Here is a 15,665-nt window from a genome sequence, read left to right as displayed (position 1 = left end):
CGTGAAACGAAATTCCTGCCGCCTGCTTCCCGGCCTGAGGGCCCTGCTGCTGGGCCCCGTGCTGGCCCTGAGCGCCTGCCAGAAGGCCGATGACATGCCCGCGCCCCCGCAACTCGTGCCTGCTAACCAGATGGTGCGCCTACTGGTAGACCTGCACACGCTGGAAGCCCGCGCCGACGGGGCCGGCCTGACCCCCGACTCGACCCGGGCCCTGTTCCGGCAGGAGCAAAAGAAGCTCTACTGGCGCTACGAAGTCACCGACTCCACGTTTCAGCAGAGCTACCGCTATTACGCCACTCACGACCAGGACTTGGATGCCATCTACGCCACCGTTATCGATAGCCTGGCATTGCGAGAGGCCCGCCGCCAGCAGCCCGGCGACGCACCCGCGCCCGGGCCGCCGCGGTAACTTTCGCGGCCTTGCCTGGGCCGTTGCTGCTACTAGCCCTGGCCGTGGCAGGGCCGAATCGGAACTACCTGTTTTCCTTTGCTGATGTCGTATCCTTCCGCCAAACCTGCTGGCTCCCCATCGGCCACTGCTTTCGGCCAGACTGCCAACGGCGAAACGGCGCAGCTTTACACGCTGGCCAACGCCCAGGGGCTGCTGGTGCGCATCAGCGACTATGGCGGCACCATAACCGAACTGCTGGCCCCCGACCGGCAGGGCGAGTTGGGCAATGTGGTGCTGGGGTTTGAGAGCCTGGCTGGGTACCAGAGCCCGGCCTTCCGCGCCGCCGGGCCATACTTCGGAGCCCTGATCGGGCGCTACGCCAACCGCATCGGGGGCGGGCAGTTTCGGCTCGGCGGCCGGCGCTACGAGCTGGCCACCAACGACCATGGCAACGCCCTGCACGGCGGCCTGCGGGGCTTCGATAAAGTGATGTGGCAGGCCGAGCCCGGCGTTTCGCCCGCCGGCCCAACGCTGACGCTGCGCTACCAGAGCCCGGACGGCGAAGAAGGCTACCCCGGCACTCTGGACGTGAGGGTAGTGTACATGCTCACGGCCGATAACACCCTGCGCATCGAGTATACCGCCACCACCGACCAAGCCACGCCGCTCAACCTCACCAACCACTCTTACTTCAACCTAAGCGCGGGCCGAGCCCCCGACGTGCTGGGCCACGAGCTGCAGCTGGCCGCCGATGCCTACACCGTGGTAGGGCCCGACCAACTGCCCACCGGCGAGCTGCGCCCAGTGGCCGGTACGCCCTTCGACTTCCGGGAGCCCCACGCCATCGGGGCCCGCCTCGGGCAGGTGCCCGGCGGCTACGACCACAACTGGGTGCTACGAGGCGCGGGAATGCGGGCGGTGGCCAGCGTGTACGAGCCCAGCTCGGGCCGCACCCTGCAGGTCCAGACCACCCAACCCGGCATCCAATTCTACTCTGGCAACTTCCTCGATGGCTCGCTGACCAGCCCCACCGGCCAGCCCTATGTTCAGCATGCTGGCCTCTGCCTCGAAACCCAGCACTTCCCCGATTCGCCCAACCAGCCCACGTTTCCGAATACCATCCTCGAACCGGGTCAAACCTTTCAATCCACAACCGAATACCACTTCGGCGTGCGGTTATAGGCCCATTATGTACCCGGCTACGGCTGCAACGATTCGTAGGCCTGTAGTGGTGCGGCCGGGCCAGCGCGGCGCAAACTAGGATCGGCGCGTGAGGAGTGCGCATGCAAAGCGGGCGGAGGAGTAGAGCGAGTAGCGGAGGAAGGCACAAACCGCTGCAGCCGTTTGTGCCTAGCAATTCGGTCCAACGAAGGTGGCTTTGCATTTCGGCCCACTTCCTTCGCGACCTTTTCCCGGCCTATCTTTGTTGATTCCGCGCGGCCAACCAAAATCCGCAAAATCACGATTAATCCGCAAAATCCGCGATGATTGTTTGCATTGCCGAAAAGCCCAGCGTAGCCCGTGAAATTGCCCACGTGCTCGGCGCCGACCGCCGGATGGATGGCTACTACGAGGGCAACGGCTACCAGGTGACGTGGACGTTCGGGCACTTCTGCCAGCTGCGCGAGCCCGAGGACTACCGTCCCGAATGGAAGCGCTGGAGCATCCACGATTTGCCCATGCTGCCCGAGCAGTTCGGCATCAAGCTCATGCTGCGCGACGACGGGGTGGTGCGCCAGTTTGGGGTGATTAAGCGCCTGCTGGCCGCCGCCGACGAGGTGGTGAACTGCGGCGACGCCGGCCAGGAAGGGGAGGTAATTCAGCGCTGGGTGCTGATGGAGGCCAAGTACCGCAAGCCCACCAAGCGCCTCTGGATTTCCTCGCTCACCGAGGAAGCCATCCGCCAGGGTTTCCAGAACCTGCGCGAGGGCTCCGAGTTCGACTCGCTCTACCAGGCCGGTAAAAGCCGGGCAGTGGGCGACTGGCTGCTGGGGCTGAACGCGACCCGGCTGTTCACGCTAAAATACGCGCCCGGCCAGCGGCAGGTGCTCAGCATCGGGCGGGTGCAGACGCCCACGTTGGCCCTGCTCGTCGACCGCTACCACGAAATTCAAAACTTCCGGCCCGAGCCCTACTGGGTGCTACGGGCCGAGTACCGGAGCACGATGTTCAGCCACGTAGCGGTGGTGAAACCGGGCAAGGACGACGACGAGCCCGACGAAAAAGCCCGTCTCAAGGCCCGCGGCTACTTCGTGACCCAGCAGGAGGCTGACGAGGCCCTGGCCCGCGTGACCGGCCAGCCGCTGACCGTCACCAGCGTCATCATCAAGAAAGCCCTGGAAAGCCCGCCCGCGCTGTTCGACCTGACCTCGTTGCAGGTGCAGTGCAACAACCAGCTGGGCCTTTCGGCCGAGGACACGCTGAAAACGGTGCAGGGCCTCTACGAGAAGAAAGTGGTGAGCTACCCCCGCGTGGACACCACGTTTCTGCCCGACGACCAGTACCCTAAAATTGCCGGTATTTTGCGTGGCCTGAGTGGCTACGCGGCCCTCACGGCCCCACTGCTGGCGGCCAAAATCCGCAAGAGCGCCAAAGTCTTCAACAACAATAAAGTCACCGACCACCACGCCATCATCCCGACCGGGGCCAGCGCGGGCGGCCTCGGCGGCAACGAGCAGCGGGTGTACGACATCATTGTGCGCCGCTTCCTGGCTGCGTTCTACCCCGACTGCGAGGTGTCGAACACGACGGTAACAGCCGATGTGGCTGGGCTCACGTTCCGCGTCCGGGGCCGGCAGATTCTGAGTCCCGGCTGGCGCGAAGTCTACGGCGACCCGGAGAAGCAGACCGTTGCCAGCAACGAAAAACGCAGCAGCACCAGTCGCAGCGACGATGACGACGTGGTGGGCACCGTGCTGCCGGCCTTCGTGAAGGACGAATCGGGACCCCACCAGCCCCGCCTTGATGCCAAGCAAACCCAGGCCCCGCGCGACTACACCGAGGCCATGCTGCTGCGCGGCATGGAAACCGCCGGCCGCAACGTCGACGACGACGAGCTGCGCTTGGCCATGAAGGAAAACGGCATCGGCCGCCCCTCCACCCGCGCCGCCATCATCGAAACGCTGTTCAAGCGCGGCTACATCATCCGCGACCGGAAGAAAATCGTGCCCACGCCCACCGGCATCGAGCTCATTGGCCTCATCCGCAACCCCACGCTCAAATCGGCGGAGCTCACGGGCCAGTGGGAGAAGAAGCTGCGCCAGATTGAGGGTGGCGAGCTGGACCAGGGGCAGTTTCTGGGCGAGCTCAAGCAGCTGGTGCGCGAAATGGTGCAGGAAGTGAAACAGGACGGCTCGGGTAGGGCCATCAGCACGGTGGCCGGAACCTCACCCCCCGGCCCCCTCTCCTCGGGGAGAGGGGGAGCCAGCCCCGCCGCTCCTTCATCACCAAAAACCAAAACCCAATCACCACAAACGAACCAAGGATTGGGCCCCTGTCCGGTTTGCAGCTCCGGGCACGTATTGCGGGGCAAGGCGGCGTTTGGTTGCTCGCGCTGGAAGGAAGGCTGCCAGTTCCGGCTGCCCACAGAGTTCGAGGGCAAGAAGCTGACCGACAAGCAGGCCGGCGACCTGCTCAAAAAAGGTCGTACCCAGGTGATGAAAGGCTTCCTGGACGACGACGGCAACAAGTTCGACGCGGCCGTGCTGCTCACGCCCGCCCGCACCCTGGAGCTGGTGCGCGCCGCCGAAAGCAAGCCCACCACCGCCCAGGACCCCGGCCAGATACCCTGCCCGGTGTGCCGGCTGGGCCAGATGCTGCGCGGCAACGGCGCCTGGGGCTGCTCCCGCTTCCGCGAGGACTGCCAGTTCCGCGTGCCCTTCACCTGGGGCGGCAAAACTCTCACCGACACCCAGATGAACCAGCTGCTGCGCAAGGGCAAAACCGGCGTCATCCGCGGCTTCATCTCCAGCAAAACCGGCAACCGCTACGAGGCCGTACTGCAAATCGGCGCCGAAGGGCGGATTGAGCCTGTGTTTGATAATAAGGGGTAAAATTGATCTAAAAAGAATGGCATGCTGAGCGCAGTCGAAGCATCTCTCCCGCAGTGGTAATTCTGCTATTTGACTACCAGCGCAACGAAGTGGGAGAGATGCTTCGATTGCGCTCAGCATGACGCTTATAAAACACACTCTTATGTCCCCCCACCTCGGTAAAACCCTTTTCCTGCTTGGCCTGGGCCTGATGCTGCTCGGGGCGCTGCTGTGGCTGGGCGGCGGGAGCCTGCTGGGTTGGTTCGGGCGGCTGCCGGGCGACGTGCGGGTGGAGCGGCCGGGCTTCCGGCTCTACGTGCCCTGGGTGTCGATGCTGGTGGTGAGCGTAGTGCTGAGCGCGCTACTATGGTTGTGGCGGCGGCTGGGTGGGTAGGACCGAGCTGAACAAAGAGATGGCCCCGCGGCTTTTGTAAACCGACCGGTTTATGCTGGTCGGAACCGCGTACCTTATCGGCCCGGAGCTGCGGTTTCGGGTGCTTCCTTTCGCCATCCAACCCCTCCTTCCCTCATGGCCAAAATCGTTTCTCCCCAGGTCGAGTTCAGCCACCTGCTGGCTCAAACCAAAGCCGCCGCGCCCGAAATTTTCACGGCCGATGGCCAGGGCTTCCTTAACCTCATGGAAGGCCGCTGGCAGGAGCCGGGCAAGCCCCGCGACTTCATCTCGCCCATCGATGGCAGCTCGCTCGGCCGCCTGCCGATGCTGGATGAGGCCACCGCCCTGCGGGCCGTGAAAGCCGCTAAGGCCGAAGCCGCCGCCTGGGCCAAAGTAGACCTGGACGAGCGCAAGCGCCGGGTGCAGGACTGCCTCGACCAGCTGCAGCCCCACGTGGAGCTGGTGGGCAAGCTGCTGATGTGGGAAATCGGCAAAACCTACAAGCTGGGCTTCACCGACATCGACCGCGCCATTGATGGCGTGCAGTGGTACGTGGACAACATCGAGGGCATGCTGGGCCAGCGCAAGCCGTTGGGGCTGATCAGCAACATCGCCTCCTGGAACTACCCCATGTCGGTGCTGCTGCACGCGGTGCTGGTGCAGGCGCTGTGCGGTAACGCCGTAATTGCCAAGACGCCCACCGACGGCGGCTTCATTTCCCTGAGCCTGACCTTCGCCATTGCCCGCCGCTGCGGCCTGCCCGTGACGCTGGTCAGTGGCTCTGGCGGGGAGCTCAGCGACGTGCTGGTAAAGAACGATGCCGTGGACTGCCTCAGCTTCGTGGGCGGGCGCTACAACGGCCGCAACATCGCCGACGCGCTGGCGCAGAACGACAAGCGCTACATGCTGGAAATGGAAGGCGTGAACACCTACGGCATCTGGGATTACAGCGACTGGGACGGCCTGGCCGAGCAACTCAAAAAGGGCTACGACTACGGCAAGCAGCGCTGCACGGCCTACGTGCGCTTCGTGGTGGAGCGCCGCCTGTTCCCGCAATTCGTGGAAACCTACTGGAACACCATCAAGGGCCTGAAAGTGGGCAACCCCACGCTCGTGGATTCGGCCGACGATAAGCTGCCCGACCTAGCCTTCGGTCCGGTCATCAACCGCGCCCAGGCCGAAGACCTGGACCGCCTGTACGCCGACGCGCTCAAAACCGGGGCCACGCCCATCTACGAGGGCCAGCTCGACGACAGCCTGTTCCTGCCCGGCCAGGACCGAAGCGCCTACCGCGCCCCCCGCGCCCTCGTGAACCTGCCCCGTCAGAGTGAGCTCTACTTCAAGGAGCCCTTCGGCCCCATCGACAGCATCGTACTCGTGGACCGGGTGGAGGAACTGGTGGGCGAGATGAACATCAGCAACGGCGCCTTGGTAGCCGCCCTGGCCTCCGACGACCCGAAGTGGGCCGCTCGCACGGCCAAGGAAGTGCGCGCCTTCAAAGTGGGCCTCAACAAGCTCCGTTCCCGCGGCGACCGGGAGGAAGTATTCGGCGGCCTCGGCGAGTCGTGGAAGGGCGCCTTCGTGGGCGGGGCCCTGCTGGTGGAAGCCGTGACGGAAGGCGAAAAAGCCATCCGGGGCAACTTCGAAGATGCCACCCTGCTGCCGGAGCACATTTAGCCCCGGCACTGGAAAAGAACGTGTCATGCTGAGCGAAGGCGCAGCCGCAGTCGAAGCATCTCTACCGCTTCGTGAGAAGCCTCTTCCCGGAAGCGGTAGCACCGCCGGCTGGCCCCGGAAAAACCGGGCGCTGGCCCCGATACCTCAGGCTCGTTAAAAGCGAAAAGCCCCGCCGGAAGCTGCATGCTTCGGGTGGGGCTTTTTGGTGGTAGGGAGAACCGCTGTTCTAATAATCTATTGTGTATGTATTAGGGCCTTTTTTGGTGCATCTTATAGAATCTATTTTGACAGTTGATATGCCATTAAGAGCGGTTTTTTTTATCCATATGGTGGTGTATATATCCGACGAGGTAGGTACGTTTAACTCGGAGTTCCTGATGTCATCAGGTGAGGAGACGTTCAGAGGAAAAAATGGAGCGTTTTTTTCAAAAAATACATCACTTGAAAGTATTGAAAGTCATCATCGTCCTTTCTGTTAAGCTTGATTTTTAAAGTAGCCTTGGGATATACTGGGATGCCTAGGTTTTGAAATGAAGTGGACGAAAGATCATACAGCCGGTAGAAGCCCCGATCAGGAATAGTTAGGTAATCCTTATTCTCGTTCACTTTCAAGGCCAGAAAATAACCACCACTAAAAATAGTTGTATCGACCTTAGGCCTTAGATTGAACGTGCCATCTTTACCTGATTTGAATTCATGAACTATTCCTGATTTCGAGAATAATCCGGTAAATTTCACTCGTTCCAGCGTAAGCAGAATATCCGGGACGTTGGCGTTAGTCAGCCTGTTCGTGACCTTGCCATTTACGTTCAGGTCATAACAGTTGCCAGTACAAATAACTGTTTCCTTTTCGCAAGAGCTGAAGAGAAAAGAGACTGGAAGCAATAGGAGATAGAGATATTTCATTTTTTTGTGGTAAAATGACGTGCGTATCTTTATTTCAACCCACCGCAGGCACCTAAGGTAGCACAAATGAGGCTTTAAGGGATCTTGGCAGCTGTGCACTTATTTACCCGGTAGCCGGTAGCCCAGCCGGAGGCCGGCCTGCTGTTGGTAGCGGTTGCCCAGCAGAAAAAACGTGCTGGCCTGCCAGCGTTCTGAGAACTGCCCCTGCGCCTCCACAAAACCCGACCACCGGCTCTGATTCGGCCGCATTTCGTAATTCTTGGCGGTGGCGGCCCCGCCCAGCAGGTGCCACCGCGTCCCGCCGAAACCCGTACCGATACCTAGGCGGTGCTGCGGATTGGCCGCGCCGTAGCCCAGGAAGTTGTATTCAGCCAGCGCGTAAACCGTCTCGCGGCGTCCCAGGCGCAGGGCACCTTGTAAATCCAGGTTGCTCTGCTCATCCCCGAAATTGACCCGATGGTAGCCCAGGTTGCCCAGCAGGAGGCCATAGCCCAGGCCCACCCACTTTCGGTCGAAGCACATATAGGGGTTGATGGCCAGGATGGCGGTAGTGCGTGGGGAAGTGGCCCCAAAGGAAATGCTGTCCGGCAACAGTAGGTTCTGACGGTCGGAACCGGCGTGGAGCCGAACGCCGTAGGTGGCTGCGGCCTTGTGCACGTCGCCATCCGTATCCTGGCCGGGGAGCCTGGTAAACGAGGCATCGAGGGTGCCCGTAGCGTAGCGGTGACGGTAGGCCAGCAGCTGCGAAGCGCCCCCGCAGCCGCCCCCGCCGCCGGTGTTCTGGAGGCGCTCAAACGAGCCGGCACTCAGGCTCCCGCTGATGGTGGAATACTGCTCCCGGCCCTGGTGGCTGGTGGTGTCGGCGGCCGGCGTCTGGCTGGTGAGCACGAACACGGTGCAGGCGAGGCCCAGGGGCAGGGCCACGCGGGCGGGCCGGGCAGCAGCCTCGGCCGCACCCAGCAGCAGGGCCCCGCCTTCCAGTACCAGCACCGCCAGCAGCAATGTCTTCACCACCAACACTTCGGGCAGCACCAGCGCCACCGGCCCCAGCCAGGCCGTGGCGGCCAGCAGCGCCACCACCGCCAGCAGGTTGCCCACGGGCTGATGCACCGGTCCGATTTCGGGGCGGGCCGTGCGGCGGCGCCATACCCGCCAGGCCCAGAGGGCCAGCACGGCCGGCCCCAGCAGCAGCAGTATCCATTGAACCTGCTTGAGGGCCAGACCAGCATGAACGTGCACGGCGCTGCCCGCCTGTTCGCCGGCCGGATTGCGCCAGAACTCAATCAGGAAGCGGCCCGTGAGCAGCAGGCCCAGGTGGAGCAGGCGCTGGCTGCCGCCGGGCCAGGGGCGCCGCCGGGTAACCAGCAGCACCCCACCCACGGCCGCGCACAGCAGCAACGAGTAAAGTTGGGTAGGATGCACCGGCAGCGAATGGGCGGCCCCGCGTGGTAGTTGCCCCTGCACGGCCTGCACCAGGTAGGGCAGCGTATCGGGCGGGTAGGTGAAGCCCCAGCCGCCCGCCGTTGTTTCGCCGAAGCAGCAGCCCGTGAGGATGCAGCCCACGCACTGCACCACCAAAGCCGCGCACATGGGTAGCGTGAAGGCATCGAATACGTGCCAGCTGAAACCGAAGGGCCGGCGCAGGGCCAGTAGCGTGAGGGTGCCCGCCAGGGCCCCGCCCAGCACTGTGCGGGCCTCCGAATCGGGCCAGTGGCCGGTGTGCAGCAACCCGCGCCACTCGGGGCCGGTGAGGGCTAGTAGCTTGGTGCCCAGAATAAAGGCCAGCGTGGTGCAGGCCAGCATTACCAGCCAGGGCCGCAGGGCATAGCCGCGCCGCCAGCCTTCCCACACCAGCAGCGCCAGGTTGAGGGCGAAGGCCAGCACGTAGAACAGCGTATAAAAGTCGAAGGGCGTGTCGGCCGGCACGGCCAGTGTCCAGGCAGGAGCAGTAGCGGATAGAAGCATGGGCGCAGCAATAAAACCAGGAACAGGTAAGAGTACTACCGGCAACGGCCGGCATACGCTAAGCAGAAACAGATGGGCCGCCGCCCGGCCCTGGTGTAGGTGTTCGGCGGCGGCCCAATAGCAAGTATAAGAATGGCTCAGTAACAGTAGCCCTGGGGAGGGCTGGCACGCAGAATAGGGGGATGAATAACGCTGGCAAGGTATTGTCGGCCCTCGCGCCCTGCCAACCAGAATATAGGTTTTTCAGACTTTTCAATACCGCGCTGGCTCCCCAAAAATTGCGTTTGAGGAACCGGCAAGTCGATTTTCAAGGACTTTAGAAAGGTAAGCCGGGCCGCAACTTACCGCCGATGCAGCCCGGCCCTCATTCCGCAAGGCCGCTCAAGCACAGCTGTAAGCCCAGCTGGCCAGGAGCACCGGCCCTAAGGGGTGGCTGCCCGTAGGCTCCGAATTCTCCGAAGCTGGTCCTGATTCCGGCCTCTGCGTACAGGCCTATTTCCTGGCCCGGGCGGGCCAGGGTGGGCACGGCCACGCCGGTGCCCAGGCGCAGCCGCCCGTTCAGCAGGCCACCGTAGCCGCCCCCCAAATGCAGCAGCGGATTGCCGAGCCCCCCTAATTCATCGGCGTAGCTGAGCCGGCCGTACCAGCCGGTGAGCTGGCCGGCACGGGCCCGCAACTGCGGAATCAGGCGGCCCGGCCGCTGGCCCTCGGCCCGGAAGTCGCCCAGCTGGCCTACCCACACGCCCAGCGCCGCCCCAAAAAAGCGGCCGTCCACGGCTACGTAAGGATTCAGGCCCCACAGCGTTTGAGGGCCGGAAACGCGGCCGTCGAACTGCCGGCCGATGCCCAGGCGCAGGCCCAGCGTGAAATCGGAGTCGTAGTCGGCATCGGCGTAGCCCCAGCGGTTGCGGCGGGCCAGGCCCACGCCGGTCCCCAGGTAACGGTAGTAATCGGGCACGCGGCCGCCCAGACCGTAGCCGCTGATGAGCAGCGCGTTCTGGCTGCTGTGGCCGGTAGCGGGGCGGGCGGGCTCTGCGGCTTGAGCCCGCCCGGTGCGGGGCAGCAGCGCCAGCGCCAGCAGACCCGCTATAACGCACCCGCTCCCACACCGACGAGCAGTTGGGTGGAAACGGATAGCGGGAGGAATCAAACGGAAGCAGTCAACCTTCGTTACGCACTTCATTACGCAGCTCACAATTCAGGTTAAGCAATGATGCTTATGTTGCCTACCGCAGCTGGTAGCCCAGGCGCAGGTGGGCGCTGAGCAGGTCGCCGGGGAAATAGGAGTAAGTGCGGCTCTCAATGCCCCCGGCCAGGTAAAAGTGGTTTTCCAGCACGATGTCCATACCTATTCCCCAGTAAGCAGTTGGCTTGAGCAGGTGGTCGGTGTGGTACTCGGGGGCGGTCAGGACCGTGACCGAGCCGTCGCGGTTAAGGTACTGGCCCGGATAGCGCGTTAGATTCGTGACGCGCCCCGCCACGAGGCCCGGTCCCAGCGCCACGCGTAACGCCAATCGCTCCGGATGACGGGATGTGCGCACGGCCAGCGCTCCATCTACCATAAATGCGGCGTACTGCTCGCCCGGGTTCTTGTCGGGGTCGCGGGCCGCTTTATCGGCCTGAAAAAAGCCGATCTGGGGCTGGATGCTGAACAGGGAGTTCGCCGCGAAGGGCCGCTGGAGCCCGACCGTGGCCAAGGTGCCGGGCCAGCCGTCGTTGGTGTAAATGCCCCGCCCCAGGCCCGCAAATAGGGTAAGCGGAACGGGGGACTTCGGCGCTGCCGGAGTTTGAGCCAGCGCGGCCACGCCGGATAGCAAAGCCGGGACGATAAGTAACAATCGATGCATATACAGCAGAAAAGGAGGGAGGGAAAAAGAATTCCCCCGCTCCTCAAGGACTGTGCCTGCTTACTCGCCTAAGAACCCAGCGCTGGCATCGGCGCAGAACGCACCGCTGTCGTTTCGCCGTACTGCACGATATTCTCAATCATGCCCTTAAAAATAACCGAGTGGAAGGGCACCATGGCGTACCAATAGAGCCGGCCCGCCAGGCCGTGGGGGCGGAAAGCGGCCAGCTGTTCAAGGGTGTGCGAACCGTCTTCGGGGTTGGGCAGGATGCGGAACTGGAGCCAGGCTTCACCGGGGAGCTTCATTTCGGCGTAGAGCAGCAGGCGGCCGTTGGCGCGGTCGGCCACCAGCACGCGCCAGAAGTCGAGCGGGTCGCCGGCGCGCAGGTCGGTGGGCGAGCGGCGGCCCCGGCGCAGGCCCACGCCGCCGGCTAGCTTATCGAGCAACCCCCGGATGCGCCAGAGCCAATCGACCTTATACCAGCCCCGCTCGCCGCCGATGCTCCACACGTTTTGCAGCACCTGGGCGGGCGGACGGGTAAAGCGCAGCGTTTGCCGGTCGCGGAACAGGCCGAATTGGGGCATCTGGATGTGGTCCATGTAGTCGCGGGGCATCACGCCGCTGCTCAGCGCATCGCTCCAGCTGCTCACTACCTCGTTCTGCTCGATGCGCTGGAAGGCCAGGCGCACGGCCGCGTTGTAGCTCATGCACGCGTGGGGTACCACTGCCGCAATGCTGCGGGCTGGGTCGGCCACGGTATCGTTGCGTAGGCTTTCGACCAAGCTCTGGGCCAGCGAAAACGTGGTGCTCGTGACCAGGTACAGCCACCACGACGAAAGCCGGGGCGTGAGCACGGGCACCGTAATGATGTAGCGGCGCAGCCCCCGGGCCTCGGCCAGCCCGAGCAGCATCTGGCGATACGTCAGCACGTCGGGCCCGCCAATATCGAACGACTGGCCCTGGGCGGCGGGGTTGTCGAGCACCTGCATGAGGTAGAACATCACGTCGCGGATACCAATGGGCTGGCAGCGGGAGTTGAGCCAGCGGGGCGTCACCATCACGGGCAGCTTCTCGACCAAATCCCGGATAATCTCGAACGACGCCGAGCCCGAGCCGATGATGATGCTGGCCCGCAACACCGTGAGCCGCGCTTTTTCGGCCTTGCCGAGCACCTTCTCCACGGCCTTGCGGGAGCGAAGGTGTACGCTCAGGGCCCGGTCGTTGGCAATGCCCGAGAGGTAGATGACCTGCCGGCAGCCGGAGCGGTTGAGGTAGTGGGCAAAGTGCCGGGCCGACTGCTGCTCCAGCCGGAAAAAGTCCTTGTCGTGCCCGCTCATGGAGTGTACCAGGTAGTAAGCTACATCTATATCGAGCGGCAAATCGGCCAGCGAATCGGGCCGGAGCAGGTCGCCCTCGGCCACCGTAATGCCATCCCGCAGCCGCTCCGGGAACTCGAAGCGGCGGGCGTCGCGCACCAGGCAGGTAACGTGGTGGCCGGCCTCGACGAGCAGCGGCAGCAGGCGTTGGCCAATGTAGCCGGTGGCCCCGGTGAGGAGAATATGCATGGCTTTTTAAGCTGTTGGCTGAGAGCTATTAGCTGTTAGCTGTTAGCTTTCAGGCTGACAGCGGAGGCTGGGTCTACGCCGGGGCCTCAGTAGTTCAACTGCTTAGGTGGGGGAGAGGTTATTAGTAGGACGGGAGAGGGAGAGGTTAGACATGAGAACGTCATTCTGAGCGAAGGCGCAGCCGCAGTCGAAGAATCTCTACCGCTTCATTGTGACGATTCAAACAAAGTGGTAGAGGTTCTTCGACTGCGGCTGCGCCTTCGCTCAGAATGACGTTCGGTTGAAGTCCGGGTCCCGTACCGTTTCTCACCTCTCACCTCTCACCTCTCACCTCTCACCTCTGATGTTTCGGCCGCCGCTTGCGCCTGGCCGCCGCTTTATCGCGCTCCACTTTGCGGACGGCCCGCAACAGTAGGCGCTCCTCGTGGCGGGCTAGTAGCTGGCGGCGCACGAAGCTGGCTAGCTCCGCCAGGGAAACGAGGCGGGTGGTGCGCAGGAAGTTGAGGATGTCGCGGCGGCGCAGGGTGCTCACGCCGGGTAGGCCCTGGGCTAGTAAGAACTGCTTGATTTCGGATACCCGCAGCAGCCCGGCCACGGCGGGCCGCTCGACGGTGGCGTTGTAGGCGGCGGGCCGCAGCTCGCGCAGCCCTTCGGCCGAGGCCACCAGCACGCCCACCCACTCGGGCAGCTGGGGCAGCAGCTTAACCAGGTGCTTTTCCGTGACCACGAACGTGACGAAATCGTAGGCCCGGCCGTAGCAGGGCAGCTGCCGGGGCACCCGTTGCAGCGTGTCGGCGTCGCCCTTTAGCTCGTAGCCGTGCATAAACTGCTCGGTGATGTGGACTACGTCGGCGCGGGTGGTGCCAGTGGGCAGCTCATCAATCCAGACGCCGCCCAACAGCCGGGGGTAGAGGAAAGGGCGGATGTCGGCGTCGTTCATGGATAGCAGCGCGGGCGAAGTGGAGGCTTCGCTGGGGTAAAGGTAGGAGTTTGGGGAGGCTGGTGTAAGGGGAAATTGGGAGAGGCCAAGAGAAAAAGGAACTGTCATTCTGAGCAGCGCGAAGAATCTCGCGTGCTGCCGTTGTCGTGGTGACCTTGACAACAGAAGTTACTTTGGCACGCGAGATTCCTCCTGCGTCGGAATGACAGTTCTTTTCTCCTTCTCTGCTTCATTCCTGCCTTCTTCAAAAACCTACCTTTGCGCTTCTCCTTCACCCCAACCACTGCCCTATGCCTCTTCCCATGACCTCCCGCCACTGGCTCTGGCTGTTTCTGTTGGTGCTGGGTGGGGCTTTTGCGTGGCAGCTGGGCAACTGGGGGCCGCTGGAAAGCAGCGAGGCCCGCTACTCAGAAATCGGGCGCGAAATGCTGGTGGGCCGCGACTGGCTGCACCCGCGGCTGCTCGGCATCCAGCACTTCCATAAGCCCCCCCTCACGTACTGGCTCACGGCGGCCGGGCTGGGCCTGTTTGGCGTGAACATGGTGGGTGTACGCCTGCTGCCAGTGCTGGCCGTGCTGCTGCAAGTGGTGCTCATGTACGGGCTGGGCTTACTGTTGTTTAAGCAAGACCGCGCCCGGGCCCTGGCGGCGGCCGTCATCTACGGTACGCTGCCGGTGGTGCTTATTTCGGCTCTCAACGTGACCACCGACGGCTATCTGGCCACCCTGGAGCTGGCTGCCACCTACGGCATCCTGCGCTACTACGCGGGCAGCGGGCGGCGTTGGCTGTACCTGTTCTGGGCAGGGTTGGGGCTGGCGTTTCTGACTAAGGGGCCGGTAGGTTTCGTGCTGCCGCTGATGGCCGTTATCAGCACCTACTTCCGGGCCGAAGGGCCACCAGCGCGGCGGCCGTTCACGGTGCACCACGCCTTAGGCTTCGGGCTGTTTTTGGTGGTGGGACTGAGCTGGTATGCGTACCTGGTGGCCGAGAATCCGGCTTTTATCCGCTACTTCTTGGTCGAGCACACGGTGGAGCGGTTCGCCAATGCGGCCACTTTCAACCGGGCCAAGCCGTGGTGGTTCTACGTGGTGCTGGCTCCGGCTACCAGCCTGCCCTGGGCGGTGGCACTGGTGGTGCGGGCCGTGCGCACGCCCTGGGCCACGGTGCCGCGGCAGTGGCGCAACGTGCTTATCTTCTGGGTGCTCCTTCCGCTGGTATTCTTCTCGCTTTCCAAATCGAAGCTGCTGCTTTACGTGCTGCCCATTTTCCCGGGCGTGGCCCTGCTCACGGTGTACTACCTGGGCCGCTGCACCGAGGCCCTGCTGCTGAAGTGGTACGTGGGCATCGTGGCGTTTTTCGGGTTGTTGCTGGGGGCGCTGTGCCTGCTGCCGGTGTTTGTGGCGGCCCTGGAGCTTGACTTAGAGGTGCACCCGCTCACGGCCATCGCGCCCGCCCTCGGGGTAGTTACGCTGGTGCTTACGCTCACGCTCTGGAACCAAGTGCGCATTGCGCCCCGGCTGCTGGTGGCCACCACGCTGTTCGCCGCCTTCCTGCTGATTTCGGCCAAGCCCATCCTGCGCCAGAATGAACTGGCCTTCAACGGCAGCCGCCCGCTAGCCGAATTCCTGCGCCAGAAGCACCTCGCCACCCGCCAGGTCGTCGTCTATAATGAGTTGTTGCCGTCCCTGGCCTTCGAGCTGGGCCAGCTCCCGGTGTTCCTTAACGACGGCAACGCCAGCCTCAACCGCGAAACCCAGTTCGAGCCCGGCACCAGCTGGCACCGCTACCTGCTCTACCTCGATCAGCCCGCAGCCGAAGCCCCCCTGCGCCAGTTGCTAGCCCGCCACCCCGTGCTGCTGCTCAAAAACGAGCCCCCAGCCGAGCACCGCTGGCTGCTGGCCGGCTTTCAGCACCACGAGGAACTGGGCAAATGGACGGTGTATTGGTAG

12 protein-coding genes are annotated in these 15,665 nt (G+C 63.5%); 6 read left to right on the top strand and 6 right to left on the bottom strand.

Features of this window, described 5'->3' with window-relative positions; all coding sequences use genetic code 11:
* The first annotated feature begins 1 nt into the window (after position 1).
* The 5 genes from CDA63_RS12640 to CDA63_RS12620 all read left to right on the top strand — a co-directional run bounded on the left by CDA63_RS12640 (position 2) and on the right by CDA63_RS12620 (position 6,493).
* Positions 2-409, top strand: coding sequence for a DUF4296 domain-containing protein (locus CDA63_RS12640; RefSeq protein WP_165768289.1), 408 nt, complete (start codon positions 2-4; stop codon positions 407-409).
* Positions 410-493: 84 nt separating this feature from the next.
* A complete protein-coding gene (locus CDA63_RS12635; RefSeq protein WP_088464826.1) occupies positions 494-1,573 on the top strand; it encodes an aldose epimerase family protein in 1,080 nt (359 codons plus the stop codon).
* A 302-nt stretch (positions 1,574-1,875) separates the two neighbouring features.
* Positions 1,876-4,443, top strand: a complete 2,568-nt coding sequence (locus CDA63_RS12630) for a type IA DNA topoisomerase (protein WP_088464825.1) — start codon at positions 1,876-1,878, stop codon at positions 4,441-4,443.
* Between the two features lie 142 nt (positions 4,444-4,585).
* Positions 4,586-4,816 carry a DUF2905 family protein gene (locus CDA63_RS12625; RefSeq protein ID WP_088464824.1) on the top strand — a complete coding sequence of 77 codons (231 nt, stop codon included), beginning with the start codon at positions 4,586-4,588 and terminating at the stop codon, positions 4,814-4,816.
* Between the two features lie 135 nt (positions 4,817-4,951).
* Complete coding sequence (locus CDA63_RS12620) at positions 4,952-6,493, top strand: aldehyde dehydrogenase family protein (protein WP_088464823.1); 1,542 nt, start codon at positions 4,952-4,954, stop codon at positions 6,491-6,493.
* Positions 6,494-6,892: 399 nt separating this feature from the next.
* On the opposite strand, the gene CDA63_RS12615 is transcribed toward CDA63_RS12620, so the two are convergent.
* From CDA63_RS12615 to CDA63_RS12590, 6 genes are all read right to left on the bottom strand, one after another.
* Positions 6,893-7,399 (bottom strand): hypothetical protein, encoded by a 507-nt coding sequence (locus tag CDA63_RS12615; RefSeq protein ID WP_088464822.1) that lies wholly within the window; start codon positions 7,397-7,399, stop codon positions 6,893-6,895.
* 99 nt (positions 7,400-7,498) lie between these two features.
* A complete protein-coding gene (locus tag CDA63_RS12610) occupies positions 7,499-9,364 on the bottom strand; it encodes a prolipoprotein diacylglyceryl transferase family protein (protein ID WP_088464821.1) in 1,866 nt (621 codons plus the stop codon).
* 364 nt (positions 9,365-9,728) lie between these two features.
* Positions 9,729-10,514: a hypothetical protein gene (locus tag CDA63_RS12605; RefSeq protein WP_126546852.1), complete on the bottom strand. Its 786-nt coding sequence runs from the start codon at positions 10,512-10,514 to the stop codon at positions 9,729-9,731.
* A 76-nt stretch (positions 10,515-10,590) separates the two neighbouring features.
* Positions 10,591-11,211 (bottom strand): hypothetical protein, encoded by a 621-nt coding sequence (locus CDA63_RS12600; protein ID WP_126546851.1) that lies wholly within the window; start codon positions 11,209-11,211, stop codon positions 10,591-10,593.
* Positions 11,212-11,279: 68 nt separating this feature from the next.
* Positions 11,280-12,776: an SDR family oxidoreductase gene (locus tag CDA63_RS12595; RefSeq protein ID WP_088464818.1), complete on the bottom strand. Its 1,497-nt coding sequence runs from the start codon at positions 12,774-12,776 to the stop codon at positions 11,280-11,282.
* 334 nt (positions 12,777-13,110) lie between these two features.
* On the bottom strand, positions 13,111-13,716 hold the full coding sequence (locus CDA63_RS12590; protein WP_088464817.1) for a sce7726 family protein: 606 nt from the start codon (positions 13,714-13,716) through the stop codon (positions 13,111-13,113).
* Between the two features lie 290 nt (positions 13,717-14,006).
* On the opposite strand from CDA63_RS12590, the gene CDA63_RS12585 reads away from it, so the two are divergent.
* Positions 14,007-15,665 carry an ArnT family glycosyltransferase gene (locus CDA63_RS12585; protein WP_088464816.1) on the top strand — a complete coding sequence of 553 codons (1,659 nt, stop codon included), beginning with the start codon at positions 14,007-14,009 and terminating at the stop codon, positions 15,663-15,665.

It is taken from the genome of Hymenobacter amundsenii (assembly GCF_002204745.1).
In the GTDB taxonomy this organism is placed as follows: Bacteria; Bacteroidota; Bacteroidia; order Cytophagales; family Hymenobacteraceae; genus Hymenobacter; species Hymenobacter amundsenii.
Note: the sequence above shows the minus strand (reverse complement) of the source record. Positions and strands in the feature narration are given on the sequence as shown.

Excerpts from the sequence above, each read along its gene's own strand:
- CDA63_RS12635 (WP_088464826.1), top strand. The coding sequence starts at position 494 with ATGTCGTATCCTTCCGCCAAACCTGCTGGCTCCCCATCGGCCACTGCT.
- CDA63_RS12630 (WP_088464825.1), top strand. The coding sequence starts at position 1,876 with ATGATTGTTTGCATTGCCGAAAAGCCCAGCGTAGCCCGTGAAATTGCC.
- CDA63_RS12625 (WP_088464824.1), top strand. The coding sequence starts at position 4,586 with ATGTCCCCCCACCTCGGTAAAACCCTTTTCCTGCTTGGCCTGGGCCTG.
- CDA63_RS12620 (WP_088464823.1), top strand. The coding sequence starts at position 4,952 with ATGGCCAAAATCGTTTCTCCCCAGGTCGAGTTCAGCCACCTGCTGGCT.
- CDA63_RS12615 (WP_088464822.1), bottom strand. The coding sequence starts at position 7,399 with ATGAAATATCTCTATCTCCTATTGCTTCCAGTCTCTTTTCTCTTCAGC.
- CDA63_RS12610 (WP_088464821.1), bottom strand. The coding sequence starts at position 9,364 with ATGCTTCTATCCGCTACTGCTCCTGCCTGGACACTGGCCGTGCCGGCC.
- CDA63_RS12600 (WP_126546851.1), bottom strand. The coding sequence starts at position 11,211 with ATGCATCGATTGTTACTTATCGTCCCGGCTTTGCTATCCGGCGTGGCC.
- CDA63_RS12595 (WP_088464818.1), bottom strand. The coding sequence starts at position 12,776 with ATGCATATTCTCCTCACCGGGGCCACCGGCTACATTGGCCAACGCCTG.
- CDA63_RS12590 (WP_088464817.1), bottom strand. The coding sequence starts at position 13,716 with ATGAACGACGCCGACATCCGCCCTTTCCTCTACCCCCGGCTGTTGGGC.
- CDA63_RS12585 (WP_088464816.1), top strand. The coding sequence starts at position 14,007 with ATGCCTCTTCCCATGACCTCCCGCCACTGGCTCTGGCTGTTTCTGTTG.